23 protein-coding genes and 1 pseudogene are annotated in these 23,928 nt (G+C 71.0%); 17 read left to right on the forward strand and 7 right to left on the reverse strand.

Going from position 1 to position 23,928, the window contains the following annotated elements:
* Nucleotides 1-116 precede the first annotated feature (116 nt).
* The 5 genes and pseudogenes from ACSQ4M_RS27845 (at nt 117) to ACSQ4M_RS27865 (ending at nt 4,166) form a co-directional block, all read left to right on the forward strand.
* Nucleotides 117-1,307 (forward strand): CaiB/BaiF CoA transferase family protein, encoded by a 1,191-nt coding sequence (locus tag ACSQ4M_RS27845; RefSeq protein WP_436192628.1) that lies wholly within the window; start codon nt 117-119, stop codon nt 1,305-1,307.
* A 22-nt stretch (nt 1,308-1,329) separates the two neighbouring features.
* Nucleotides 1,330-1,572: pseudogene (locus ACSQ4M_RS27850) on the forward strand (3-carboxy-cis,cis-muconate cycloisomerase); the annotation flags it as partial.
* A gap of 250 nt (nt 1,573-1,822) precedes the next feature.
* Nucleotides 1,823-2,269, forward strand: coding sequence for a cupin domain-containing protein (locus ACSQ4M_RS27855; RefSeq protein ID WP_436192629.1), 447 nt, complete (start codon nt 1,823-1,825; stop codon nt 2,267-2,269).
* A 119-nt stretch (nt 2,270-2,388) separates the two neighbouring features.
* Complete coding sequence (locus tag ACSQ4M_RS27860; RefSeq protein ID WP_436192630.1) at nt 2,389-3,351, forward strand: Bug family tripartite tricarboxylate transporter substrate binding protein; 963 nt, start codon at nt 2,389-2,391, stop codon at nt 3,349-3,351.
* Nucleotides 3,324-4,166 (forward strand): GntR family transcriptional regulator, encoded by an 843-nt coding sequence (locus ACSQ4M_RS27865; RefSeq protein ID WP_436192631.1) that lies wholly within the window; start codon nt 3,324-3,326, stop codon nt 4,164-4,166. Before ACSQ4M_RS27860 ends, ACSQ4M_RS27865 begins: the two co-directional genes overlap by 28 nt.
* A gap of 75 nt (nt 4,167-4,241) precedes the next feature.
* On the opposite strand, the gene ACSQ4M_RS27870 is transcribed toward ACSQ4M_RS27865, so the two are convergent.
* Nucleotides 4,242-5,948, reverse strand: coding sequence for a long-chain fatty acid--CoA ligase (locus tag ACSQ4M_RS27870; protein WP_436192632.1), 1,707 nt, complete (start codon nt 5,946-5,948; stop codon nt 4,242-4,244).
* 123 nt (nt 5,949-6,071) lie between these two features.
* On the opposite strand from ACSQ4M_RS27870, the gene ACSQ4M_RS27875 reads away from it, so the two are divergent.
* Nucleotides 6,072-7,265, forward strand: a complete 1,194-nt coding sequence (locus ACSQ4M_RS27875; protein WP_436192633.1) for a patatin-like phospholipase family protein — start codon at nt 6,072-6,074, stop codon at nt 7,263-7,265.
* 12 nt (nt 7,266-7,277) lie between these two features.
* Here ACSQ4M_RS27875 and ggt read toward each other — a convergent pair whose 3' ends face one another.
* From ggt to ACSQ4M_RS27890, 3 genes are all read right to left on the reverse strand, one after another.
* On the reverse strand, nt 7,278-8,981 hold the full coding sequence (ggt, locus tag ACSQ4M_RS27880; RefSeq protein WP_436194077.1) for a gamma-glutamyltransferase: 1,704 nt from the start codon (nt 8,979-8,981) through the stop codon (nt 7,278-7,280).
* A 127-nt stretch (nt 8,982-9,108) separates the two neighbouring features.
* Nucleotides 9,109-9,771, reverse strand: a complete 663-nt coding sequence (locus ACSQ4M_RS27885) for a YceH family protein (RefSeq protein ID WP_436192634.1) — start codon at nt 9,769-9,771, stop codon at nt 9,109-9,111.
* The gene (locus ACSQ4M_RS27890; protein ID WP_436192635.1) at nt 9,768-10,802 is read right to left on the reverse strand and encodes an isocitrate/isopropylmalate dehydrogenase family protein; all 1,035 of its coding nucleotides are present in this window, start codon (nt 10,800-10,802) and stop codon (nt 9,768-9,770) included. Before ACSQ4M_RS27890 ends, ACSQ4M_RS27885 begins: the two co-directional genes overlap by 4 nt.
* Before the next feature lie 151 nt (nt 10,803-10,953).
* On the opposite strand from ACSQ4M_RS27890, the gene ACSQ4M_RS27895 reads away from it, so the two are divergent.
* The 4 genes from ACSQ4M_RS27895 (at nt 10,954) to ACSQ4M_RS27910 (ending at nt 14,967) form a co-directional block, all read left to right on the forward strand.
* Entirely contained in the window at nt 10,954-12,198 is a 1,245-nt protein-coding gene (locus ACSQ4M_RS27895; RefSeq protein ID WP_436194078.1) for a DEAD/DEAH box helicase, read from the forward strand.
* A 76-nt stretch (nt 12,199-12,274) separates the two neighbouring features.
* Entirely contained in the window at nt 12,275-12,589 is a 315-nt protein-coding gene (locus ACSQ4M_RS27900; protein WP_436192636.1) for a hypothetical protein, read from the forward strand.
* A 12-nt stretch (nt 12,590-12,601) separates the two neighbouring features.
* A complete protein-coding gene (locus tag ACSQ4M_RS27905; protein WP_436192637.1) occupies nt 12,602-14,707 on the forward strand; it encodes a putative bifunctional diguanylate cyclase/phosphodiesterase in 2,106 nt (701 codons plus the stop codon).
* A 5-nt stretch (nt 14,708-14,712) separates the two neighbouring features.
* A complete protein-coding gene (locus ACSQ4M_RS27910) occupies nt 14,713-14,967 on the forward strand; it encodes a hypothetical protein (protein ID WP_056660789.1) in 255 nt (84 codons plus the stop codon).
* A gap of 3 nt (nt 14,968-14,970) precedes the next feature.
* Here the strand turns inward: ACSQ4M_RS27910 and ACSQ4M_RS27915 are convergent, their stop codons facing one another.
* Complete coding sequence (locus tag ACSQ4M_RS27915; RefSeq protein ID WP_436192638.1) at nt 14,971-16,497, reverse strand: patatin-like phospholipase family protein; 1,527 nt, start codon at nt 16,495-16,497, stop codon at nt 14,971-14,973.
* Between the two features lie 193 nt (nt 16,498-16,690).
* On the opposite strand from ACSQ4M_RS27915, the gene ACSQ4M_RS27920 reads away from it, so the two are divergent.
* Nucleotides 16,691-16,984: a DUF2917 domain-containing protein gene (locus ACSQ4M_RS27920; protein WP_436192639.1), complete on the forward strand. Its 294-nt coding sequence runs from the start codon at nt 16,691-16,693 to the stop codon at nt 16,982-16,984.
* On the opposite strand, the gene ACSQ4M_RS27925 is transcribed toward ACSQ4M_RS27920, so the two are convergent.
* Nucleotides 16,971-17,894: a LysR family transcriptional regulator gene (locus ACSQ4M_RS27925; protein ID WP_436192640.1), complete on the reverse strand. Its 924-nt coding sequence runs from the start codon at nt 17,892-17,894 to the stop codon at nt 16,971-16,973. The two genes, ACSQ4M_RS27920 and ACSQ4M_RS27925, sit on opposite strands and share 14 nt — an antisense overlap.
* 107 nt (nt 17,895-18,001) lie before the next feature.
* Between ACSQ4M_RS27925 and ACSQ4M_RS27930 the strand changes: the two genes are divergently transcribed.
* Nucleotides 18,002-19,234: an MFS transporter gene (locus ACSQ4M_RS27930; protein ID WP_436192641.1), complete on the forward strand. Its 1,233-nt coding sequence runs from the start codon at nt 18,002-18,004 to the stop codon at nt 19,232-19,234.
* Nucleotides 19,231-19,353: a hypothetical protein gene (locus tag ACSQ4M_RS27935; protein ID WP_436192642.1), complete on the forward strand. Its 123-nt coding sequence runs from the start codon at nt 19,231-19,233 to the stop codon at nt 19,351-19,353. The genes ACSQ4M_RS27930 and ACSQ4M_RS27935 overlap by 4 nt, the downstream gene beginning before the upstream one ends.
* 1 nt (nt 19,354) lies before the next feature.
* Here the strand turns inward: ACSQ4M_RS27935 and ACSQ4M_RS27940 are convergent, their stop codons facing one another.
* A complete protein-coding gene (locus ACSQ4M_RS27940) occupies nt 19,355-20,170 on the reverse strand; it encodes an IclR family transcriptional regulator (RefSeq protein ID WP_436192643.1) in 816 nt (271 codons plus the stop codon).
* 104 nt (nt 20,171-20,274) lie between these two features.
* Here ACSQ4M_RS27940 and ACSQ4M_RS27945 point away from each other — a divergent pair, with 104 nt between their 5' ends.
* Genes ACSQ4M_RS27945 through ACSQ4M_RS27960 form a run of 4 tightly spaced genes read left to right on the forward strand, consistent with a single transcriptional unit; the run spans nt 20,275 to nt 23,925 of the window.
* Nucleotides 20,275-21,051 (forward strand): enoyl-CoA hydratase-related protein, encoded by a 777-nt coding sequence (locus ACSQ4M_RS27945; protein ID WP_436192644.1) that lies wholly within the window; start codon nt 20,275-20,277, stop codon nt 21,049-21,051.
* A 2-nt stretch (nt 21,052-21,053) separates the two neighbouring features.
* Nucleotides 21,054-22,193 carry a CaiB/BaiF CoA transferase family protein gene (locus ACSQ4M_RS27950; RefSeq protein ID WP_436192645.1) on the forward strand — a complete coding sequence of 380 codons (1,140 nt, stop codon included), beginning with the start codon at nt 21,054-21,056 and terminating at the stop codon, nt 22,191-22,193.
* 26 nt (nt 22,194-22,219) lie between these two features.
* A complete protein-coding gene (locus tag ACSQ4M_RS27955; RefSeq protein ID WP_436192646.1) occupies nt 22,220-23,176 on the forward strand; it encodes a Bug family tripartite tricarboxylate transporter substrate binding protein in 957 nt (318 codons plus the stop codon).
* Nucleotides 23,173-23,925 (forward strand): enoyl-CoA hydratase/isomerase family protein, encoded by a 753-nt coding sequence (locus tag ACSQ4M_RS27960; RefSeq protein ID WP_436192647.1) that lies wholly within the window; start codon nt 23,173-23,175, stop codon nt 23,923-23,925. Before ACSQ4M_RS27955 ends, ACSQ4M_RS27960 begins: the two co-directional genes overlap by 4 nt.
* Nucleotides 23,926-23,928 lie beyond the last annotated feature (3 nt).

Here is a 23,928-nt window from a genome sequence, read left to right on the forward strand (position 1 = left end):
GCGGCGTCCGCTGGCACGGCCTGCTCCGCGGCCCCTTGACCAGCGGCTTGCGACCCTGCTTCATGCAATGCGGGTGGCGCGCCAGCGCAATGGATAACTGAGATCCAAGGACCACCATGCAACCCCTCAAGGGCATCACCGTCGTCACGCTCGAACACGCCATCGCGGCACCGTTCGCCACCCGCCAGCTCGCCGACCTGGGCGCGCGTGTCATCAAGATCGAGCGCCCCGGCACGGGCGACTTTGCGCGCGGCTACGACCAGCGCGTGCGCGGCCTGGCCTCGCACTTCGTCTGGACCAACCGCTCCAAGGAAAGCCTCACGCTGGACGTCAAGCATCCCGAGGCGGCGAAGGTGCTGGAGCGCCTGGTGCTGGAGAAGGCCGACGTGGTCGTGCAAAACCTCGCCCCCGGCGGCGCCGCGCGGCTGGGCATGGGCTACGAGGCCCTCTCCCAACGCAAGCCGGGCCTGATCGTCTGCGACATCTCCGGCTACGGCGACGACCTGTCGAACCCCGGCCCCTACCGCGACAAGAAGGCCTACGACCTGCTGATCCAGAGCGAGGCCGGCTTCGTCTCCGTAACGGGCACGCCCGAGGAGCCCTGCAAGGCCGGCCCCTCGATCGCCGACATCGCCGCCGGCATGTACGCGTACACCAACATCCTGGCCGCACTGATGCAGCGCAGCCAGACCGGCCAGGGCCAGCGCATCGACATTTCCATGCTGGAATCGCTGGCTGAATGGACCAGCTACCCGCTGTACTACGCCTTCGAGGGCGCCGCGCCGCCGCCGCGCACGGGCGCCAGCCACGCCACCATCTACCCCTACGGCCCGTTCCCGGCCGGTGACGGCGGCAGCGTGATGCTGGGCCTGCAGAACGAGCGCGAGTGGGCCAGCTTCTGCACCACCGTTCTGCAGCAGCCGGCGCTCGCGAGCGACCCGCGCTTCAGCGCCAACTTCAAGCGCGTGGCCGAGCGCGACGCACTGCGCCAGATCATCGTCGACGCCTTCGCCGCGCTGACCGTCGCGCAGGTGGTCGAACGGCTGGAGCAGGCCCAGATCGCCAATGCGCAGGTCAACACCATGGCCGAGGTCTGGGCGCACCCGCAGCTGAAGGCGCGCGGCCGCTGGACCGAGGTCGGCTCACCGCAGGGCCCGCTGCCCGCCATGCGGCCACCCGGCAGCTGGAACACCGACCCGCGCATGGACCCGGTGCCCGCGCTGGGCCAGCACACCGACGCCATCCTGGCCGCACTCGGCTACGCCAGCGGCGACATCACCGCGCTGCGGGCCGCCCAGGCCATCTGATCCCTCCAAGAGAAAGCCCACCATGGCAGCCACCATCATCGATTCGCGCATCTTCGGCGACATGTTCAGCGACGCGCGCATGCGCGCCGTCTGGTCCGACGAGAACCGCACCGCCAAGTACCTGGACATCGAGCGCGCCCTGGCCAAGGTGCAAGGCCAGCTCGGCATCATCCCGCAGGAGGCGGCCGACGAGATCGTGCGCAACTGCGAACTCTCCCAGATCGACTGGGCCCAGCTCAAGGCCAAGACCGAGCAGATCGGCTATCGATCAGGACACTAGGCCGGCTTTCCGGCCACCAGGCCGTTGACAGGCGCATCCATGGCTGCGCTTCCATCACGTGCCCTCGCGCCCGCTTGGGAAGCGTTCGAGCTGCTCAGTCTTCCCGGCGGCTCAGCACAGCGCGAGCCAAGGAGGTAGGCCGTCCCGCTCGCGCATCCGCCCCCGAATCTTGGATCCAGTAAATATCCATCTCCATTCCTAGAATCCTTTTTCCACGACCAACCGGAATTGCAAGATGGACAAAGAAGCGAAAGAAGCCCCTGCATTCATTCACCAGATGCCTCAATACCGGCGCCCCGAGGACATGGAATGGGAAATGGGGCGCTTCAAGAACAAGACCAAGTTTCTTTTCCACACGCGGCCTGAAGCACCGACCGAACCCAACGCGGGTTTTCTGCGCTACGAGCCCGGCGCGGGATTTCGGCTGCACAGGCACGACTTCGCGCAGGTCTGGTACGTCGTCGACGGTGAATTCCGAATGGGCGGCAAGCCCTTCGGCCCGGGCACGGTGGTGTTTCACCCGGATCCCCATGTCGAGGAAGAACTCACGACCGAAACAGGCGGCACGATCTTCTTCGTGCAATACCAGGGCCCCACGACGGGTTCCCGTCCGGTTTATGAGGGACGCATGAATATCAAGGGAGGTGTTCCGGAATTGACCGAACAGGACCTGGAGCACTGATTACCCAGAAGATCGCCCTGGATATTCTCCAAAAAACATCGGCTGGGCTGCAGGCAAGCCAAGGCTCCGCGGTCCGTCGCCCATTCAGAAAATCAACCCGGTCCGACACGAGACAAACCATGTTGAAACCCCTTGTCCGAAAGATATTGCTCGGTGCAGCGCTCGCGATGGGCATCGCCGGTGCTTCCCAGGCGTCCGAGAACTGGCCCACACGGCCCGTGACGCTCGTCGTTCCGTTCGGTGCCGGCGGCATCACCGACGTGACGGCCCGGGCGGTCGCCAAGATGCTTCAGCAGGAGCTGGGCCAGCCGGTCGTGGTGGACAACAAGCCCGGGGCTGGCGGCAACATCGCAGCCGGCCTGGTCGCGCGCGCCAAGCCCGACGGCTACACCTTGATGGTGATCACCAACGGCATGGTCGCGGTCAACCCCCTGATCAACAAGGAGCTCAACTACGACGCCCTGCGGGACTTCCGCTACATCTCCATGATCGCGAGCACCCCACTCGTGCTGGTCGTGGCGGACAAATCGCCGATCCGCGACCTGCGCACACTGGTGGAGCAGGCCCGGCTGCGGCCGGACGACGTCTCCTTCGCGAGCTCCGGCCTGGGCACCTCGATCCACCAGGTGCTGGCCTCCCTGCAGCAGGCAACGGACACCCGCTTCCTGCATGTGCCGCACAAGAGCGGGGCCGAGGCCGCCAACGCCCTGCTGTCGGGCACGGTGCAAAGCACCGCCGTGGAAACCGTGGTCGTGGGCCCCTTCATCGAGTCGGGAAAAATGCGCGCGCTTGCGGTGACGTCCAGGCAGCGGATCCCGAGGTACTCCAAGATTCCCACGGTCGCGGAGCAGCTCGGCACGGTGTTCGATGTGGGCTCGATTTCGGGCATCGTCGCCCCGGTCCACACGCCAGCGCCCATCGTCAAGCGGGTGGAAGACGCCCTGGCCCGCGTGCTCCAAGGCGAGGGCATGCGGCATCTGCTGGCGCAGGGCAGCCAGCAGATGCCGGTGGGCGCCGAGGCATTTCAAAGCCAGATGCGGCAGGAGGTCGCCAAATGGAAGGATCTTTTTGGCGATCGCTGACGCAGCCGGCGCACCGCCCCGCGGCCAGGAGTGCCGAGAGCACCAAGAGCATCAGCAGCGCGCGCATGCGCGGCAAGGCCCTCGACGGCGAGGATCTGCTGCGCAATCTCGTGGAAACGATTGCGGCCAAGATCTTCAACGGGACCTACGCCCCCGGCCAGAAGCTGCGCCAGGAAAGCCTGGCCGAGGAGTACGAGGTCAGCCGCACGCCGGTGCGCGAGGCGCTGCGGCAACTGGAGATCAAGGGGCTGGTCGTCCAGAAGAAGCGCCACGGCGCCACGGTCGTGGCGCCGACCACCAAGGACATCGGTGCCAACTACTGGCTGCGTGGCGAGCTCGAAGGCATGGCCACCGAGCTTGCCGTGCAGTGGATTTCGGATGCCGACCTACAGCGCCTGCAGGCCGTGCACGCCGAGTGCGCCGACGCCGTGCGCGCCTTGCGCGACACCGTGCATGCGGCGGGGGGCCTTCCCTGCCCGCAGGCCGCAGAGCCCATGCGCAACTGGGTCGCGAAGAACCAGGAGTTCCACGCCTTGATCTACGGCGCATCGGGCAACGCGTCGCTGGAGCGCATCATCCGCGAGCTGCACCTGGACTACACGCGCAACATCCTGAACATGACGGTGCTCGGGATGTACGAGTCCCGCATGCACAAGAACATCGCGCACCACGGCGCGATCGTGCAGGCCATGCTCGCGCGGGACAGCGCCGCTGCCAGGCACGCGATGCGCACCCATGTGCAAGAGTCCGGTGCGTTCGTGGTGGACTGGTTGCAACGGCGCCCGGCGTTGCCCCCGGCCCGCCCCGCCCGCTGAGCTCCGGCAGGCCGCGGGCGCCCACGCGTGCGCGCTCTGGGGCAGCGAGCTGCGCGAGGCCGCGGGGAGGAACGCCTATCCCCCGGCCGCCTCCGCCTCCTGCAGCAGCCGCCACATCACCTTGCCGCTGCCGCTCTTGGGCAGGGCATCGGCGAACGCCACCTGGCGCGGCACCTTGTAGGCCGCCATGTTGGCGCGGCACCAGGTGATGATGTCCTCGGCCGTGGTGTCCCTGTGGGTGGGCCGCAGCACCACCACGGCCTTGACCGATTCGCCGCGGTAGGCGTCCTGCGTGGCGATGATGCAGGCCTCCTGCACCGCCGGATGCCGGTACATCAGCAGCTCGACCTCGGCCGGCCAGACCTTGAAGCCGCTGGCGTTGATCATGCGCTTCAGGCGGTCGGTCATGAAGAAGTAGCCGTCCTCGTCCATGCGGCCCATGTCGCCGGTGCGGAAGAAGCGCTTGCCCTCGAACGTGATGAAGGCTGCGGCCGTCGCCTCGGGCTGCTTCCAGTAGCCGTGGAACACCTGCGGGCCGTGCACGATGATTTCGCCGGCCTCGCCCACCGGCAGTTCCTGCAGGCTGTCGGGGTCGACCACGCGGGCGTCGGTGGATGAGATGGGAATGCCCAGGCACTGTTGCTTGGGCCGTTCGAAGGGGTTGGTGTGCGTGGGCGCGGCGGTCTCGGTCAGGCCGTAGCCTTCCTGGTAGCGCAGGCCGTATTGCTCCACCAACCGCTGGGCGATGGCCTGCGGCATGGCGGCGCCGCCGCCGCCGATCTGCTGCAGGCTCGTGAGGTCGTAGGCCGGCAGGTTCGGGCTGGCCAGCAGGTCCACCACCATGGTGGGGATGTTGGTCCAGGCCGTCACCTTCCAGCGCGAGATCAGGTGGCCGGCCACGTCGCGGTCCCAGCGCGGCATGAGCACCAGCGTGGCGCCGGAAGCGATCGCCGTGTGCATCATGCTGACGATGCCGGTGATGTGGAACATGGGCACCACGGCCAGCACCACTGCCTCGGAGTTCGAGCAGGACCACAGCACGCTGGACACCACGTTGTGCATCAGGTTGCTGTGGTGGTGCACGCAGCCCTTGGGCAGGCCGGTGGTGCCGCTGGTGTAGGGCAACAGCGCCATGTCGTTCGCGCCGACCGTGTGCGGCGGCGCGGCCAGGCCCTGCGCCAGCAGCGCATCCCAGGCATGCACGGCGCCACCATCCAGGGCCGGCAGCGGGTGGCGTGCCAGCAACCAGTTGCGCCAGGCCGGCGCCATGGCCGGGCCATCGGCCGCGGCGGTGTCGAAGGCGTCGGTGAACTGCGTGACCACCAGATGCGCCAGCCGCTGCGCAGGTGGCAGGGCATCGCTGGCCTTGGCCAGCTCGCCGGCCAGGTCGCCCGTGGTGATCGCCAGCTTCGCGTCGGCGTCGACCAGGTAGTGCTCCAGCTCCTGTGCCTTGTTCATGGGGTTGACCGGCACCACCACGGCGTTGGCGCGCAGGATCGCGAAATGCGCGACCACCAGCTGCGGGCAGTTCTGCATGAACAGCGCCACACGGTCACCGCGCTGCACGCCCAGCGCGGCCAGTGCGCCCGCCAGGGCCTCGACCTGCGCCGCCAGCGCTGCGTAGGGGGTCACGCGGTCGAAGAACACCAGGGCGGGCTTGTCCGGATAGCGCGCCGCACTGGTCGCCAGGTTGTGCCACAGCGAGGTGGCCGGCACCGTCAGTGCGTGCGGCAAGCGCGAGGGCCAGAACTTGTGGTGGGGACGGTCGGCAGTCAGAGACATGGGCGCGGGCAGGAGTGTACGAGGCCGCCGAGGGTAGGCCACAAGCGCGGCCAGCCGCATCGGGAAGGCCCCTAGAACCTGTCGGCCCCGGGACATGGCCGTTGGCTCCTACACTCGCCGCCCATGGCCCAGCCCCCGTCCACCGCCCCGACAGCCCTGGTGCTGACCGGCGGCGGCGCCCGGGCCGCCTACCAGGTCGGCGTGCTGCAGGCGCTGGCGCAGCTGCGCCAGCGCAGCCCGGCCGCCCGTGCGGGCAACCCCTTCCCCATCGTCGTCGGCACCTCGGCCGGCGCCATCAACGCCGCGGCACTGGCCTGCGGCACCGACGACTTCGACGCGGCCGTGGCCGCCATCGCCGAGGTCTGGGCCCACTTCCGGCCCGAACAGGTCTACCGCGCCGATGCGCTGGACCTGCTGGACACCCCAGGCCGTGCCCGCATGCTCTGGGGCTTGGCCCGGCTGCTGGCGCGCTGGCGCCAGGCCCAGCCGCACAGCCTGCTGGACAACCAGCCGCTGGCCGACCTGCTGCAGCGCCTGGTGCCGTTGGACCGGCTGCCCGCGCTGCTGCAGGCCGGCCACCTGCAGGCGCTGGCCATCACCGCGTCGAGCTACAGCGCCGGCGACCACTGCACCTTCTACCAGTCGGCCGTGCCCATGGAGCCCTGGCTGCGCTCGCAGCGGCGTGCCGTACCGGGGCCGATCGCGCATGCCCACCTGCTGGCCTCCTCGGCCATTCCCTTCGTGTTCCCGGCCACGCCCATCGGCACCCTGGACGCAGCCGAGTACTTCGGCGATGGCTCGATGCGCCAGGCCGCGCCGCTCTCGCCGGCCATCCACCTGGGCGCAGCGCGGATCCTGGCCGTCGGCGCGGGCCGGCTGCAGGAGCCGCGCGGCAGCAGCCCCACGCTGCACACGGGCCGGCCCAGCGCCGCGCAGATCGCCGGCCATGCGCTGTCCAGCATCTTCCTGGACGCGCTGGGCGTGGATGTGGAGCGCCTGCACCGCATCAACCAGACGCTGGCCCTGGTGCCGCCCGCCGCGCGCAACGGCACGGCGTTGCGGCCGGTGGAACTGCTGCTGATCGCGCCGTCCCAGCGCATCGACGCGATCGCCGCGCGCCACGCCCAGGCGCTGCCCGGCGTGGTGCGCCGGCTGTTCGCCGGCAACGGGCCGGCCGCGCATGCGGCCACGCAGTCCTCGGCCTTCGCGAGCTACCTCCTGTTCGACGCCGCGTTCACGGGCGAACTCATGGCGCTGGGCCGCGCCGACACGCTGGCTCAGGCCGCCCAGGTGCGCAGCTTCCTGGGCTGGGACTGACGCGGCCTCGGCTCAGTACCCCGCCGCCAGCCCGGTGTTGCGGCGCGGATCGTTGGCGCCGAAGTAGCGCTTGCCGGGCACGGGCTTGCCGTCCAGCGCGGGCGCGCCGACCAGGATCACGGCCAGGTGGTTGGCCGGCTGGGGGCCTGCGAACTGGTGGCCCCAGCCCTCCAGGATGCGGCGCGTGTCGGGCGAGAGCATGCGGTTCTCGACGTTGGTCGGCGCCGGCAGCCACTGCTGGTGGAAGCGCGGCGCATCCACCGCCTCCTGCACCGTCATGCCGTAGTCCAGCACGTTGAGGATGGTGTGCAGCACGGCCGTGATGATGCGGCTGCCGCCTGGCGTGCCGACCACCATGAGCGGCTGGCCGTCCTTGTTCGTCACGATGGTCGGGCTCATCGACGACAGCGGCCGCTTGCCGGGCGCGATGGCATTGGCCTCGCCCTGCACCAGGCCGTACAGGTTGGGCACGCCGACCTTGACCGTGAAGTCGTCCATCTCGTTGTTGAGCAGCACGCCGGTGCCGGCCGCCGTGACCTTGGCGCCGAACCAGTCGTTCAGCGTGTAGGTGACCGAGACCGCGTTGCCCCACTTGTCGGTGATGGAGTAGTGCGTGGTGTTGCTGCCCTCGTGCGGCGCCACGCCGGGCTTGAGCGCGCGGCTGTCGGCCGCCTGGTTCGGCGCGATGGCGGCGCGGATGCGCGCCGCGTAGTCCTTGGACAGCAGCCGCTCCATCGGGTTCTTGACGAAGTCCGGATCGCCCAGGTAGCTGTTGCGGTCCACATAGGCGTGGCGCATGGCCTCGATCTGGTAGTGCACGCCCTGCGCCGCGCCCCAGCCCAGGTCCTTGAGCGGGTAGCCCTCCAGGATGTTCAGCACCTCGCAGATCACCACGCCGCCCGAGCTCGGCGGCGGCGCCGAGACGATGCCGTAGCCACGGTAGTTGCACTCCACGGGCTTGAGCTCGCGCGTCTTGTACTGGTCCAGGTCGGCCTGCGTGATGATGCCCTTGCCCGCCTGGCTGGAGGCCACGATGGCGGCGCCCACGGCGCCCTTGTAGAAGCCGTCCACGCCGCGTTCGCTGATGGCCTGCAGCGTGCCCGCGAGGTCGCGCTGCACGAGCTTCTGCCCGCTCTGGAACGGCTCGCCACGGTTCAGGAAGATCTCGGCCGTGGGCGCGTCGCGGCGGAAGTCCGCCGTGGCCGTGGCGAGCAGGTCGATGTCGCCCTGCTCCAGCACGAAGCCCTCGCGCGCGAGCCTGATGGACGGCGCGATCAGCGTGGCGCGCTGCTGCGTGCCGTACTTCTCGCGCGCGTACTCCAGTCCCGAGACCGAGCCCGGCACGCCCACGGCCAGGTGGCCCAGCGTGCTCGCACCCTTGACGACGTTGCCGTCCTTGTCCAGGTACATGTTGGCCGTCGCGGCCAGCGGCGCCTTCTCGCGGAAGTCGAGGAAGGTGCTGCGCCCGTCGGCCAGGCGGATGGTCATGAAGCCGCCGCCGCCCAGGTTGCCGGCCGCCGGATAGACCACGGCCAGCGCATAGCCCACGGCCACCGCGGCGTCGATGGCGTTGCCGCCGTCCTTGAGCACGTCGACGCCGACGCGCGTGGCCAGGTGCTGGGCCGAGACGACCATGCCGTTCTCGGCCGCGGCAGGCGCTTGCGAGGCGGCCAGCGCGGCGCTGGTCCAGACCGCCGTACAGCCGGCGGCGCACATGGAAAGGGAAAAGCTCCAACGCATCGAGGATCTCCTGTTGTATTGCATACGGTGCGGGACCGTGATTCTGCGGCGCTTTGGGCGTGTGCCGCAGCGCCTTCGACAGGAGTTACATCTGCAGCGCGCTTCAGGAATCCGCTGCGATGCCCAGCTCGCTGCACAGCCGCGCCACCGTGGCCTTGAGCGCGGCGACCTCGCCATCCAGCCGCTGCACCTGGGCGCGCAGCGCGGGCACGTCGCCGACCGGATCGGCGGTGGACACCGCCCCCTCCAGCGCCGCGGCGCCCTCGGGTGCCGGCCCCGACAGCAGATGCATCCAGCGGTTCTCGCGCGCACCGGGCAGCCGTCCCAGCCGCGCCACCAGCGCGCCGGCCGGCCGCTCGGACAGTTCGTCGAGGAAGGCCTCGACCGAGGAGATGTCGGCGAAGTTGTGCATGCGGTCGCTGGCGATGCGCAGTTCGCCCGCGGTCTGCGGCCCGCGCAGCAGCAGCACCGCGAGCAGCGCCTGCGACTGCGAGGGAATGCGCAGCACGCCATCGGCGTTGTGGGCATAGCGCATCGCGCGGCCGCCGCTGGTCTCGTTGATGAAGGCCATGCCGCGCAGCGTGGCCAGCGCGTCCTGCACCTGGGCGTCGCTGAGCTCCATCACAGGATGCCGGCTGGTCTTCTGGTTGCAGCCGGCCACCAGGCTGTTCAGCGTCAACGGGTAGGTGTCGGGCACGGTGCGCTGCTTCTCGATCAGCACGCCCAGCACGCGCGCCTCCGCCAGCGAGAGGATCGGGACGCTCATGCGGTGGCCTTGATCCTGGCCACCAGCGCCTGCGTGAACTGCGCCGTGCCGGCCTTGCCGCCCAGGTCGCCCGTGCGCACCTGGTCGATGTTCAAGGTCGCGTCGATGGCCTCGCGCAGCCGGCGCGCCAGGTCGGGCCGTTGCACATGCTCCAGCATCAGCGCCGCGGCCAGCATGATGGCGACAGGGTTCGCAATGCCCTTGCCCGCGATGTCGGGCGCCGAGCCGTGCACGGCCTCGAAGATCGCCGCGTCCTTGCCGATGTTGGCGCCCGGTGCCATGCCCAGGCCGCCGACCAGGCCAGCGACGAGGTCCGAGAGAATGTCGCCGAACAGGTTGGTCGTGACCAGCATGTCGAACTGCCAGGGATTGAGCACCAGCTTCATGGCGCAGGCGTCGACGATCACGGTCTCAAGCGTGAACTTGCCCTGGTAGCGCTCGGCATAGAGCCGCTCGCCGGTCTCCAGGAAGATGCCGGTCAGCGCCTTCATGATGTTGGCCTTGTGCACCAGCGTGACCTTCTTGCGGCCGGTGGCGATCGCCGTGTCGAACGCGTACTCGAGGATGCGCCGGCTGCCGGCCCGCGTGTTGATGCCGGTGGCCATGGCCACGGCGTGCGGGTCGTCGTCGATCTGCACATAGTGCTCGTGGCCGATGTACAGGCCTTCCAGGTTCTCGCGCACCACCAGCAGGTCGATCTTGTCGAAGCGACCGCCCGGCACCACGGTACGCGCCGGGCGCAGGTTGGCGAAGAGCTGGAATTCCTCGCGCAGCCGCACGTTGGACGAGCGGTAGCCGCCACCCGAGGGCGTCTCCAGCGGGCCCTTGAGCGCCAGCCGGGTGCGGCGGATGCTGTCCAGCGTAGCCTGGGGCAGCGGATCGCCGGCCGCCTGCACGCCGCCCAGGCCGGCGATCTGGCGGTCCCAGGCGAAGGGGGCACCCAGCGCGTCGAGCGCGGCCAGCGTGGCGTCGACGATCTCGGGGCCGATGCCGTCTCCGGGAATCAGGGTGGCGGGGATGGGCGTGGTCATGGGGAATCCTGTCGCGTCATGGAACTGCGCGCGCAGCATACCCGCCGCCAAGGGCCGGCTCCAAGGCCGCAGCCAGCGCGGGGTCCTCCACGTACACTGCCGCGCCGGCCTCTGCCCGCCCACTCCCCGCATGAACGAATCCGATCCGGCCCTGCCGTTTTCCGCCCTGGGCCTCGCGCCCGCGCTGGCGCACGCCGCGGCCGCCCAAGGCTACGACCAGCCCACGCCCGTGCAAGCCGCCGCCATCCCGCTGCTGCTGCAGGGCCGCGACCTGCGCGCCAGCGCACCCACGGGCTCGGGCAAGACCGCCGCCTTCGTGCTGCCGTTGCTGCAGCGCTGGAGCGCCACGCCGCGCCGGCAGCCGCGCCGCCTGCACACGCTGGTGCTGGTGCCCACGCGCGAACTGGCCACCCAGGTGGCCGAGCAGGTGCAGGCCCTGGCCGCCGACCTGCCCGATGCGCCGCGCCTGGTGCGCGCCATCGGCGGCGTCTCCATCAACCCGCAGATGCTGGCCCTGCGCGGCGGCGCCGACATCGTGGTCGCCACGCCCGGCCGCGCACTGGACCTGGCCGCGCGCAACGCCTTGCGCCTGGACGGCCTGCAGGCCCTGGTGCTGGACGAGGCCGACCGCCTGCTCGACCTGGGCTTCGCCGACGAGCTGCAGCAGCTGCTGCGCCGGCTGCCCGCCGAACGCCAGACGCTGCTGTTCTCCGCCACCTTCCCGCCGGCCGTGCAGGCACTGGCCGACGGGCTGCTGCGCGAACCGGCCCAGGTGGAAGCGCCCGCGCAGCTGGCCGCCCTGCCCGACATCGCCCAGCGCGCCATCGTGGTCGACACCGGCCTGCGCACGCAGCTGCTGCGCCACCTGATCGCCGAGTACGGCTGGCCGCAGGTGCTGGTCTTCGTGGCCACCAAGCTGGCCTGCGAAACCGTGGCCAACAAGCTGCGCAAGGCCGGCCTGTCGGCCGAGCCGCTGCATGGCCAGCTGAGCCAGGGCAAACGCAGCCAGGTGCTGGCCGACTTCAAGGCCGCCCGCGTGCAGGTGATGGTGGCGACCGACCTGGCCGCGCGCGGCATCGACATCGTGCAGCTGCCCGCCGTCGTCAACTTCGACCTCGCGCGTTCGCCCACCGAACACGCGCACCGCATCGGCCGCACCGGCCGCGCAGGCGCCAGCGGCGTGGCGCTGAGCTTCGTGCCGGCCGCGTCCGAGGCGCATTTCCGGCTCATCGAGAAACGCCAGGGCCTGGCCGTGCCGCGCGAGCAGGTGCCGGGCTTCGAGGCCAGGGAAGCGGCGCCGGCCGTGGTGTCCGACCCGCAGGGCGGCATCAAGGGCCGCCGGCCCAGCAAGAAGGACAAGCTGCGGGCGGCAGCGGCCGCAGCGGGCAAGCCATGAGCGCTGCGCCAGGCCGCCCCAGGCAAGCGCGTGCCCGCATGGGCGGACAACAGGCCGCAGGCCGAAGGGTGCACCGGTGAACCTGCAATTCCTGCTGTTCGACCAGAGCGAAGGCGGTGACGGCACCGGCCTGTTCGAGGCCATGGCCGCGGTGCGGCCCGCCCAGGCGGCTGCCGTGGAGGCCGAGATCGCCACCGTGCTGGACTGGGCGGGTGCGCAGTTCGGCGCGCCGACGCCCGTGGAAGACGGCGGCGACTGGCATGCCGAACTGCAACTGGGCGAGGAGGCCGACGGCAGCGGCGCGCCGCGCAAGGTGTTCAGCCTGTCGCTGGCCGGATCGGCGGCGTTCTGCGCTGCGTTCGAGAGCCGGTTCGGCGACGCGCTGGCCTGACCTGACCCGACCATGGCATCCGACCTCCTCCCTCCCGACGCCCCTGCCGACCACCTGCTGGCCGAGCTGCTCGACCGCATCGACGGCTACCTCTACATCAAGGACCAGGGCGGCCGCTACCTGTTCGCCAACGCCCAGGTGCGGGCGCTGTACGGTGCCACGCCGCAGCAGATCGTCGGTGCGCAGGATGCGCAGTTCATGGACACCACCCGCTCGGCGCGCGTGCTCATGAACGACCGCGCCGTTCTCGAACAGGGCGCGGCCATCCACGACGAGGAAGAGCTCTGCCTGCACAACGGCGTGCGGCGCGGCTTTCGCACCACCAAGCTGCCGATCCTGGACGCCGCGGGCCAGGTGGTGGCCGTGTGCGGCCTGTCCACCGACATCACGCAGCGCAACTGGGCCTCGGGCCACCTGGTCGAGCGCAACCACCTGCTGGGCACCGTGCTGTCCAACATCGACGCCCACATCTACGTCAAGGACCACCGCGGCAACTACCTCTACGCCAACGAGAAGACGCTGCTGCTGTACGGCCGCACTGCGGCCGAGGTCATCGGCCGCAGCGACGCCGACCTGCTGCCCGCCGAGGTGGCGCAGCGGCTGGCCGCCACCGACCGCGAGGTGATCGGCGCCTCGGCCCGCCACGCAGGCGAGGAGGTCGTGGTCGGCGCCGATGGCAAGGAGCGCCACTACTGGTCGATCAAGCTGCCGCTGGAGCTGCCGGGCCAGCCCACCGGCATCATCGGTTTCTCCACCGAGATCACCGAGCTGCTGCGCCTGCGCCAGACGCTGGAACGCCAGCGCATTACCGATGCGCTGACCGGCCTGCCCAACCGTCTGCAGCTGGAGCAGGAACTGGCGCTGGAACTGCGCCTGGCCCAACGCGACGGCGGCTCCGTGGCACTCGTGATGCTGGACATCGACCAGTTCAAGCACATCAACACCCATTTCGGCCAGGAGGCCGGCGACCAGTTGCTGCGCGAGGCCGCCCAGCGCCTGCGCCAGGCGCTGCCGGCCAACTGCTGCCTGGCCCGCCCCGGCGGCGACGAGTTCGCCGTCGTCCTGCCCTGCAGCGATCCCGCCGCATTGCTGCGCGAGGTGGAGCGCCTGCGCGCGGTGTTGGCCGAGCCCTACCTGCTGCTGGGCAAGCCCTGGCGCGCCACGGCCAGTGCGGGCCTGGCCACCTACCCGCAGGATGCCGACAGCGCCGGGCCGCTGCTGGTCCACGCCGAAGCCGCGATGTACCTGGCCAAGGAGCGCGGCCGCGATCAGCTGCGCCGTTACAGCGCCGACCTGGGCGCCGCCGCCTCGCGCCGCCTGGCACTGGAGCACGACCTGCGCGGCGCGCTGGCGGCCGGCCAGTTCGAACTGCACTACCAGCCCAAGATCCGCAGCATCGACAGCGCCGTCGCCGGCTTCGAGGCCCTGCTGCGCTGGAACCGCTCGGCCCAGGAACGCGTGTCGCCGCTGGAGTTCATCCCGCTGGCCGAGCAGATGGGCCTCTTGGTGCAGATCGGCCAGTGGGTGGTGGAACAGGCTTGCACGCAGATGGCGCAATGGCGTGCGCAAGGCCTGGGCGGCGTGCCTGTGGCGGTGAACCTCTCGCCCAGCCAGCTCAAGAGCGACAGCCTGCTGGACAGCGTGTGCGAGAGCGTGGAGCGCCACGGCATCGCCGCCGGCGAACTCGAACTGGAAGTCACCGAATCCATGATGATGGACGAGCCCGAGCAGGCCATCGCCATCCTGCGCGACCTGCACGCCCACGGCGTGCAGCTGTCCATCGACGACTTCGGCACCGGCTATTCGTCGATGGCCTACCTGAAGCGCCTACCCGTGGACACGCTCAAGCTCGACCGCGTCTTCGTCAACGAGATCGCCACCGATGTGCGCGATGCCGACCTGTGCGCCGGCGTGATCGCACTGGCCCACAAGCTGGGCCTGCGCGTGGTGGCCGAGGGCGTGGAGACCGAGGCGCAGCGCCAGGCCCTGGCCGCGCGCGACTGCGATCTGTTCCAGGGCTACCTGTTCAGCAAGCCGCTGCCAGCGGCGCAGGTGCCTGCCTATCTCCAAACCCAGGCACTGCAGCAGGCCACGGCCATGCAGGGCCATGGCATCTGAACACCATGCCCGAACTCGCCATCACCACCCCGGTCTACAAGCTCTACCCTTCGCCGCGCAACCGCGACAAGCAGCTGTTCGCGCACGAGGTCTTCGTGCCCCACCCCTACGCGCTGGTGGATCCGCCCAGCTACGACCCGCAGGGCCGCTGGAGCCTGTTCGCCGCGCACCGGCTGGCCGACGGCAAGAACGGCCAACTCGTGACCTTCGAGCTGCAGGCCGACGCCGCGCGCTTCGAGGCGCGCTTCACGCCGGACTGATCGTCACCGGGCGGCGCCCTGCCCCGTCGCCGCCGCGTTCACCTCGCGGATCTGCTGCTGCAGCTTGCGAAACGCCGCCGATTCGCGCAGCAGCTTGCCGGCCTGGCTGCGCAGCCGGTCCACCGCCTCGTCGGGCAGCACGAAGCTGGTCGGCAGCTCCATGAAGTAGCGTCGCTCGGCCGGATCGGCAATGGCGTCGAAGCTCACGTCGATCGCATCGAAGGTGATGCGCGGCACCAGCGCCTCGGCCTGGGCCTGCGTCATGCCCTCCAGGCGCTTCTGGGCGATCTGGTAGTCGCGCCGGTTGGCCCAGCGCTGGGCGATGTCCTTGAGCAGCTCCACCGACTCGTAGGAGAAGTGGTCGATCGGCACGCTGGAGGACTGCAGCAGTTGGGCCACGAAGCCGGGCGGTGTAGCGCTGCGGTCCCAGTCGGTGCTGGGCGCCGAGCGCGAGTTGACGGCGATCACCACCACATGGCGCAGCTGGTCGAAGTCCAGCTCCTTCTGGAAGTTCGGGCTGGCCTCCATCTGCTCGAAGGCCTCGATCATGCCGCGCAGGCCCAGGTTGTCGGAGACGCCGCCGTCCACGGTGTGGATGTAGGGCCGGGCCTGGCTGTCCTGCAGCTCGCGGATGTCGCGGTAGCGCAGCAGCGCGCGGCCGGCCGGGCGGGCCGTGTTGTCGGCGCGGGCCACGTCCTGCACCCAGGCCGGCAGCGGCGCATTGCAGCTGCCGCCGTAGTTGCGCCAGGTCACGGGCGAGAGCACCACGGGCACGGCCGAGGAGGTGGCGGCCGCGCGGGCCAGGCGCACACTGCCCAGATCCGAGCACATCAGGTCGAAGTTGTCCTGCGAGAACTCGAAGCGCGCGCCGGTGGACAGGTCGGTGCCCGTCACCAGCGCCACCGGCGTGGCCAGGCGCTGCAGGTCGGCGAAGGTCGCGCCCTGGAACAGGATCTCGTCGTAGTAGTCGGCCGCCATCTCCGATCGGCCGTAGGTGCTGCTGCCCAGGTCGCCCCAGCGGCGCGGGCTCAGCGCGCGCGAGATCAGCTCGCCCTGCACGTTGCGCTTGAGAAAGCGCGGCTCGAACTCGGTGAACAGCCGCTCGCCGTACAGCGCATAGGCCAGCGCCGTGAAGCTGCCGCCCGAGACGCCGGCCATCAGGTCCACCTCGTCGAGGAAGCGGTGGGTCTGCCCCTGCACCACGATGGGCGTGCGCCGCAGCTCCTCCAGCACGCCGTAGGAGAACGCCGCCGCGCGCGTGCCTCCGCCGGAGAAAGCCAGCAGCACCAGCGCGTGCGGGTTGTTGCCGGGCAGCTGGCGCTTGAGCAGCGGCATCACGCTGTAGCCCTGGCCGGCCTGCGGCTGCGTGATCGGCGGATTCACGGGCGCCATGGCCGTGCAGGCGGCCAGCGCGAGGCTGCCTGCGGCCAGAACCAGCGTTCCGACGGCGCGCAGGCCGCGCGCCAGACCTGGTGCGGCGGGCCGCACGTCCTCTCGTTCCTCGCAATTCATGGGGCTGCCTTTCTGCATACGCGTCTTCCATCTCGAAATCTTGTTCACAGACTATAGACGCCGCGAAAGGCGGTGTTCAGTCTTTTCTGGCCGAGACCCGCACCGCCGGGGGGCGGCCCAGACATGCGCAAGCCTCATGGCCGCGCGCCCGTCTTCGCATGCCACGGCAGCAGTCGGCGAGCCACACTGCAGGCGCCAACGGGAGAACGCCATGCACGCTGAACCGCACCGTGAACTGCACCTGGACCAGGCCTGCCAAAGCCTGCACCTGCCCGCCGGAGCGGTGCTGCACTGCCACGCGGGCCGGCTCTGGCTCACACGCGAGACGCGGGCCCAGGCCGGCGCTAGCCCCGACATCATGCTGGTGCCAGGGCAGCGGCACCGCGTCGAATCGGCCGGCATGCACTTCCTCACGCACCTGCGCACCAGCGGCCCGGCCGCGCGCTGCAGCGTGGAGCTGCCCGCGCCACGCGCCATGCTGCGCGGGGCGTTCAGCTGGCGCTGAGCGCGGCAGTGCCCGCGGCCTCGGCGCGGATCCACCCGGCCACGCGCTGCACGTCGGCACGCGGCGCCGGCTCGGCCTGCAGCAGCCAGAACGCATAGGGGCTGGGCTGCGGGCCGCGCGCATCGGGCAGCAGCGCCAGCTGGCCGCCCGCCAGCAGCGGCTGCAGCAGCTCCAGCCGGCCCAGCGCCACACCCTGGCCGGCCAGCGCGGCATGGATCACCTGGTCGTACTGGTTCAGGCGCAGCATGGCAGGCCGACCGCGCGTGCGGGAAGCCCCGCGCGCGAGCGGCCAGCCGCGCCACTGCAGCCAGGGCCGTGGGTCGTCCAGTTCCAGCAGCACCATGCGCGCCAGCGCGCCGGGATCGCGCGCGGCCTCCGCCACCAGCCGCGGGTGTGCCACCGGCGCCAGCGTCTCGCCGAACAGCCGCACCGCGTCGGCCGGCGCATCGGCCGCGCTGCAGTAGCGCAGCGCGAGGTCGATGCCATCGGCCCGCAAATCGCTGAGCTGGTTGCTGGCGGACAGCCGCACGTCCACCTCCGGATGCTGGTGCTGCAGCGCCGCCAGCCGTGGCAGCAGCCACAGGCCGACCACGCCCACGCTGGCCGTGACGGTGACGGGCCGGCGCTCCTCGCTGCGGCGCAACTCGCCCATCACGTCCTGCAGTTGCTGCAAGGCGCCGTCGGCGCTGCGGAACAGGCGCTCGCCCTCGGGCGTCAGGGCAACGCCGCGGTGCTGGCGCAGGAACAGCCTGCAGCCCAGCTGCTCTTCCAGTTGGTGGATCTGCCGGCTCACGGCCGACTGTGTGAGGCACAGGTCGTCGGCGGCCTGCGTGATGCTGAGCCGCCGGCCGACTGCGACGAAGCCCTTGAGAAGATCGAGCGAGGACAGGCGCACGAGCGGGACGGACATGGCGCCATTGTGCAGGCGCACGCGCGATCCAGCCATGCATGTGGCGCATGGCAAGCGCACCAAATCATCAGTTGTGTGGGTGCCGCGCGCCGCGTCCAATCGCGGCCATGCCATCCCACTCCTTCTCCCCTCCCGCACGCGCAGCCTGGTGGACCCAGGCCTGGGTGCTGGTCCTGGCCGGCGGCCTGGTCATGGGCCTGGCCCTGGGCGTGCGCCATGTGCAGGGCCTGTTCATGCTGCCCATGACGCAGGACCGCGGCTGGACGCGCGAGACCTTCGCGCTGGCCCTGGCCGCGCAGAACCTGGTCTGGGGCCTGGCCCAGCCCTTCACGGGCATGCTGGCCGACCGCTTCGGCGCCGTCCGCGTGGTGGCGGTCGGGCTGCTGCTTTACGCGCTGGGCCTGGCCGGCATGGCCTGGGCACCGAGCGCCACGGCGCTGCTGCTGAGCTCGGGCCTGTGCATCGGCATCGCGCTGTCGGCCACGGCCTTCGGCGTGGTCTACGCGGCGCTGAGCCGGCTGGTCGCGCCCGAGCGCCGCGGCTGGGCGCTGGGCCTGGCCGGCGCGGTCGGCGGCATCGGGCAGTTCGCGCTGGTGCCGGGCGCGCAGGGCCTGATCGCAGGCTGGGGCTGGGCCACGGCGCTGGGCGTGCTGTCGGTCACCGCGGCGCTGCTGCTGCCGCTGGCCTGGCCGCTCAACGACCGCGCGGCCGCGGCCGGCCCGCAGGCCGCCAGCCTGCCGCTCGGCCGCGCCGTGCGCGAGGCCTTCGCCCAGCCCGGCTTCTGGCTGCTGAACCTGGGTTTCGGGGCCTGCGGTTTCCAGCTGGCCTTCATCGCCAGCCACCTGCCGGCCTACCTGCTGGACCGCGGACTGCGCGCCGCCGACGGCGTGGCGGCGCTGGCCCTCATCGCGCTCGCCAACGTGGCCGGCACCTATGCCGCCGGGCTGGCCGGCACGCGCTGGAGCCGCAAGCGCCTGCTGGCCGGCGTCTACCTCGCGCGCAGCGCGGCCATGGCGTTGTTCCTGCTGGTGCCGCTGTCCAGCGCCAGCCTGTACGCCTTCGCGGCCGCCATGGGCTTCCTGTGGCTGGGCACGCTGCCGCTGACCAACGGCATCGTGGCCCAGGTGTTCGGCGTGCGCTACCTGGGCACGCTGTTCGGCTTCGTGTTCCTGGGCCACCAGATCGGCGGCTTCCTGGGCGTGTGGCTGGGCGGCCTGGTCTTCGAGGCCACGGGCTCGTACGGGCCGGTCTGGTTCGTCGCCATGGGCCTGGGCGTGCTGGCCGCCGCGCTGCACTGGCCCATCGACGAGCGGCCATTGCTGCGCGCCGCCGCGGCATGAAGGGTTCCTGGCTCTGGGCGTCGGCGCTGGCGGCTGCGTGCGCCGCGCTGGCGCCGGCCTGGCGCAATCCTGCGCTCGCCCAGGCCTGGCTCCAGCTGGCCACACTGTGCGGCGGCTGAGCTACAGATCGGCCACGGCCCAGGCGGCCTGGATGTCGACCGCCAGCCGCAGCAGCAGGCCGACGTGGTCCTCGTCGCCCTCCTGGCGGGAGGCCGCCGGCACCGGGAAGCTCACGTTGAGCGCGTAGAGCTCGCCGCCCGGCGTGCGCAGCGGCGCCGCCACCGAGACCATGCCGGCCTGCCACTGCGCGCGGCAAAAGCCCTGCGTGCGAACGCTGGCCAATGCCGCCTGCACGCTGCGCTGCCGTGCCGGCCAGCCGCTGCCATGGGCCGCGCGCAGCCGCGCCAGCAGCGCCCTGCGCTCGTCCGGGGCCATGCCGGCCAAAAAGGCGCAGCCCAGCGCCGTGCTCGCGATCGGGATGCGCGAACCCGGCACGATGCGGCGGAACATGCCCAGCCGGCTGAGCCGCACCGAATCGAGGTAGACCATCTCCAGCTGGTCGGCCATGGCCAGGCCGACGTTGACGCGCCGCCCCTCGGCCAGCGAGCGCATGAGCGGCAGCGCCACCTCCAGCGCATGCTCGGACGCGCGGTAGACCAGTGCCAGCGTGAGGCAGACGGCGCCCAGCCGGTAGCCCTGCTGCTGGTGGTCGTAGGCCAGGAAGCCCGCCTCCACGAGCGAGCGCGTGAGCCGGCTCACGGTCGGGCGCGGCAGGCCCGTGCGATCGGCCAGCTCGGCATTGCCCAGCGTGCGCCCGCCGAGCCGGAAGGCGCGCAGCAGCGCCAGCCCACGCTCCAGCGAGTGGCTGCCGGGCGTGCTGCGCACGAAGCTGCCAGAGGCGCGTGTGCGGCTGCGGGTGGAGGGTTCGGAAGGCATGCGCAGCATTCTCCCAATTTCAGAGAACGAAATTGTGCCGTTGCCGCGCAGCGCCCGCACGCCAATACTGCCACCCGGCCCGACGACAACAACGGAGACAAAGGATGGATTTCAAGGAGCTGCACTACAGCGTGGACGCGCGCGTCGCCGTGCTGCGTTTCCAGCGGCCCGAGCGCATGAACGCCTGGACGCCGACGCTTGAGACCGAGCTGCGCCAGGCGCTGGCCCTGGCCGAGCAGGACGAGTCGGTGCGCTGCATCGTGCTGACCGGCGCAGGCCGCGCCTTCTGCGCCGGCATGGACATGGAGGTGCTGCGCGCGGGCGGCGACGGCGAACGCAGCGGCCCCTTGGCCGAAGGCCGGCGCTACGCCTTCATGGACCGCATCGACAAGCCGCTGGTGGCCGCAATCAACGGCGCCGCCGCCGGCGTGGGCCTGTGCCTGGCGCTGTACTGCGACCTGCGCTTCGTGGCGGCCGGCGCCAAGCTCACGGCCCCCTATGCGCGGCGCGGCCTGGCGGCCGAGCACGGCAGCGCCTGGCTGCTGCCGCGGCTCATCGGCCCCATGCACGCGGCCGACCTCTTGCTGAGCGGCCGCACGCTGCTGGCCGACGAGGCCGAGCGCATGGGCCTGGCCCGCATGCTGCCGGCCGAAGGCTTCCTGGACACCGTGCTGGAGCGTGCGCGGGACATCGCCAACGCCACCTCGCCCCGTTCGGTGCGCACCATGAAGCGCCAGCTGCGCAAGGCCCGCACGCAGACGCTGCTGGAGGCCACCGACCTGGCCGACCAGGAGATCGCCGCTTGCCGCGGCACCGAGGACTTCCGCGAGGGCGTGCAGCACTTCATCGAGAAGCGCGCGCCCCGCTTCACCGGACGATGAGCATGGAACAGTTCGCAGCAGCACAACCCCTCAAGGGCATCCGCGTGGTCGAGATCGCGCAGAACATCGCCGGCCCCTACGCGAGCGAGATCCTGTCGGCCCTGGGCGCCGACGTGGTCAAGGTCGAGCGGCCCGGCACGGGCGACGACGCGCGCGGCTGGGGCCCGCCGTTCTGGCGCGGCACGGCCACCACCTTCCAGGCCATGAACCACGGCAAGAAGAGCATCGCGCTGGACCTCAAGGACCCGGCCGACCTGCAGTGGCTGCACGGCTTCGTGCGCGAGGCCGACGTGTTCGTGCAGAACATGCGGCCCGGCGCACTGGCCGAACTGCAGCTGGGCCCCGAGCTGCTGTGCGCGGCCAACCCGCGGCTGGTGTACTGCTCGCTGACGGCTTTCGGCCACAAGGGGCCCAAGGCCCTGGCGCCCGGCTACGAGCCCATGGTGCAGGCCTATGCGGGTCTCTTCAGCGTCAACGGCACCGAGGACGGCCCGCCGGCCCGCGTCGGCATGCAGGTGCTGGACCTGGGCAGCGGCATCTGGGCCGCGCTGGGCTGCATCGCGGCGCTGTTCCAGCGCACGGCCACGGGCCGGGGCTGCGTGGTCGACACCTCGCTGTTCGAGACCGCGCTGGGCTGGCTGCAGGTGTCCATGGCGGGCTTCCAGGCCACCGGCCGGCAGCCCGCGCGCCACCGCAGCGGCAACCCCAACGTGGTGGTGTTCCAGGCGCTGCCCACGGCCGACGGCGAGGTGGTGGTGGCCGCCGCCAACGACCGGCTGTTCGCCAAGCTCGCGCGCCTGGTCGGCCACGCCGAATGGGCCAGCGATGCGCGCTACGCCAGCAACGCGCTGCGCGTGCAGCACAAGGCCGAGCTGCTGCCGCCGCTGGAGGCGGTGTTCCGCCAGCGCACCACCGCCGCCTGGATCGACGCGCTGGAGGACGCCGGCATCCCCTGCGGCCCGATCCAGGACTTCGCCGAGGTCATGGCCCAGCCGCAGACCGAGGCCATCGGCATCTTCCAGAACATCCCCGAGGTCGACCTGCGCGTGGTCGGCCTGCCGCTGTCCTTCGACGGCACGCGTCCGCCCGTGCGCGGCCGTGCACCGGAGCTGGGCGAGCACACGCAGCACATCCGGGGCTGACCGACCCATTCAAAAAGGAGACAGACATGGACAGGAGACAGTGGATCCAGGCAGCCGCCGCGCTGCCGCTGGCAGGCATGGCGCCGGCCTGGGCACAGGACAAACCGATCCAGATCATCGTGCCCTTCGGCCCCGGCGGCTCGGGCGACATCTCCGCCCGCATGCTGTCGGAGTTCCTCACCAGGAAGACCGGCCGCGCCGTGGTCGTGGACAACAAGCCGGGCGGCAACGGCATCATCGGCGTGGAGGCCGCCCGCACCGCGCCGGCCGACGGCTCGGTGCTGCTGCTGGCCACCACCTCCACGCACCTGGCCAATCCCGCGCTGTTCCACAAGTTGCCCTACGACCCGGGCAAGGACTTCCGGCTGGTCGGCTCCTTCGGCCCGGGCTCGACCTACCTGCTGGTGCGGCCCGACGCGCCCTACAGGACGCTGCAGGACTTCGTGCGCGCCGCCAAGGCCGCGCCGGGCAAGCTCAACTACGGGCATTTCAACGCCACCTCCAAGGTCACGGCGGCGCTGTTCGCGCACGAGGCCGGCATCGAACTCACGCCCATCCCCTACAAGCAGGTCGGCCAGGCCATGTCCGAACTCATGGCGGGGCAGATCCAGGTGGTGTTCACCGACACCGTGCAGGGCGACTCCTTCGTCGCCTCGGGCCAGCTGCGCGCGCTGGCGGTGCACAGCGACGCGCGGCTCAAGCGCTACCCCGATCTGCCGCTGATCGCCGAGAGCATCCCGAACTTCACGATCCGCGGCGGCTTCCTGGGCATCGCCGTGCCGGCCGCCACGCCGCTGGCGGTGCAGCAGCAGCTCAACGGCTGGATCAACGAGGCCGTGACGACCGACCCGATCAAGTCGCGGCTGGAGGGCTTCGCGTTCTCGCCGGCCAGCGTGGGCCTGGCCGAGCTGGCCGCCTTCGAGCGCGAGGAGCGCGCGAAGTGGAAGCAGTATGTGGAGATCGCGAAGATCGAGATCCAATGACCGACATCGCTCTGCTCGACTCCGGCCACGACCACGTGGCCCTGCTGGAGATCCGCCGCCCGCCGCACAACCATGCCAGTCTGGAGATGCTGCGCGAACTGGCAGACCGACTGGAACGGCTCGACGCCGACCCGTCCGTGCGCTGCGCGGTGCTGGCAGCCGAGGGCCGGGTGTTCTGCGCCGGTGCCGACTTCAGCGGCGGCGCGCAGGACCCGGCCGCGTTCTACGTGCAGGCCATGCGGCTGTTCCGCACGGCCAAGCCCCTGGTGGCGGCCGTGCACGGTGCGGCCATCGGCGCAGGCCTGGGCCTGGCCGTGGCGGCCGACTTCCGCGTGAGCTGCGCCGCGGCGCGCTTCTCGGCCAACTTCAACCGGCTGGGCTTTCACCCGGGCTTCGGCCTCAGCGCCACGCTGCCGCGCCTGGTCGGCCCGCAGCAGGCCGCCCTGCTGCTGTACACGGGCCGGCGCATCGGCGGCGAGGAGGCGCTGCGCATCGGCCTCATCGACCAGCTCGTGGCCGAAGACCAGGTGCGCGCCAGCGCGCTGGCGCTGGCGGCCGAGATCGCCGCATCGGCACCGCTCGCGGTGACCAGCACGCGCGCCACGCTGCGCCGCGGCCTGGCGGACGCTGTCGAAGAGATCAACCGGCACGAACGCGAGATGCAGCAGATCCACTACGCGACAGCCGACTTCCGCGAAGGCGTGCGGGCGATGGCGGAGCGGCGGCTGCCGCGCTTCGAAGGCCGCTGAAGG

Origin of the sequence: Pseudorhodoferax sp. LjRoot39, from assembly GCF_964253035.1 — a bacterium.
In the GTDB taxonomy this organism is placed as follows: Bacteria; Pseudomonadota; Gammaproteobacteria; order Burkholderiales; family Burkholderiaceae_C; genus Pseudorhodoferax.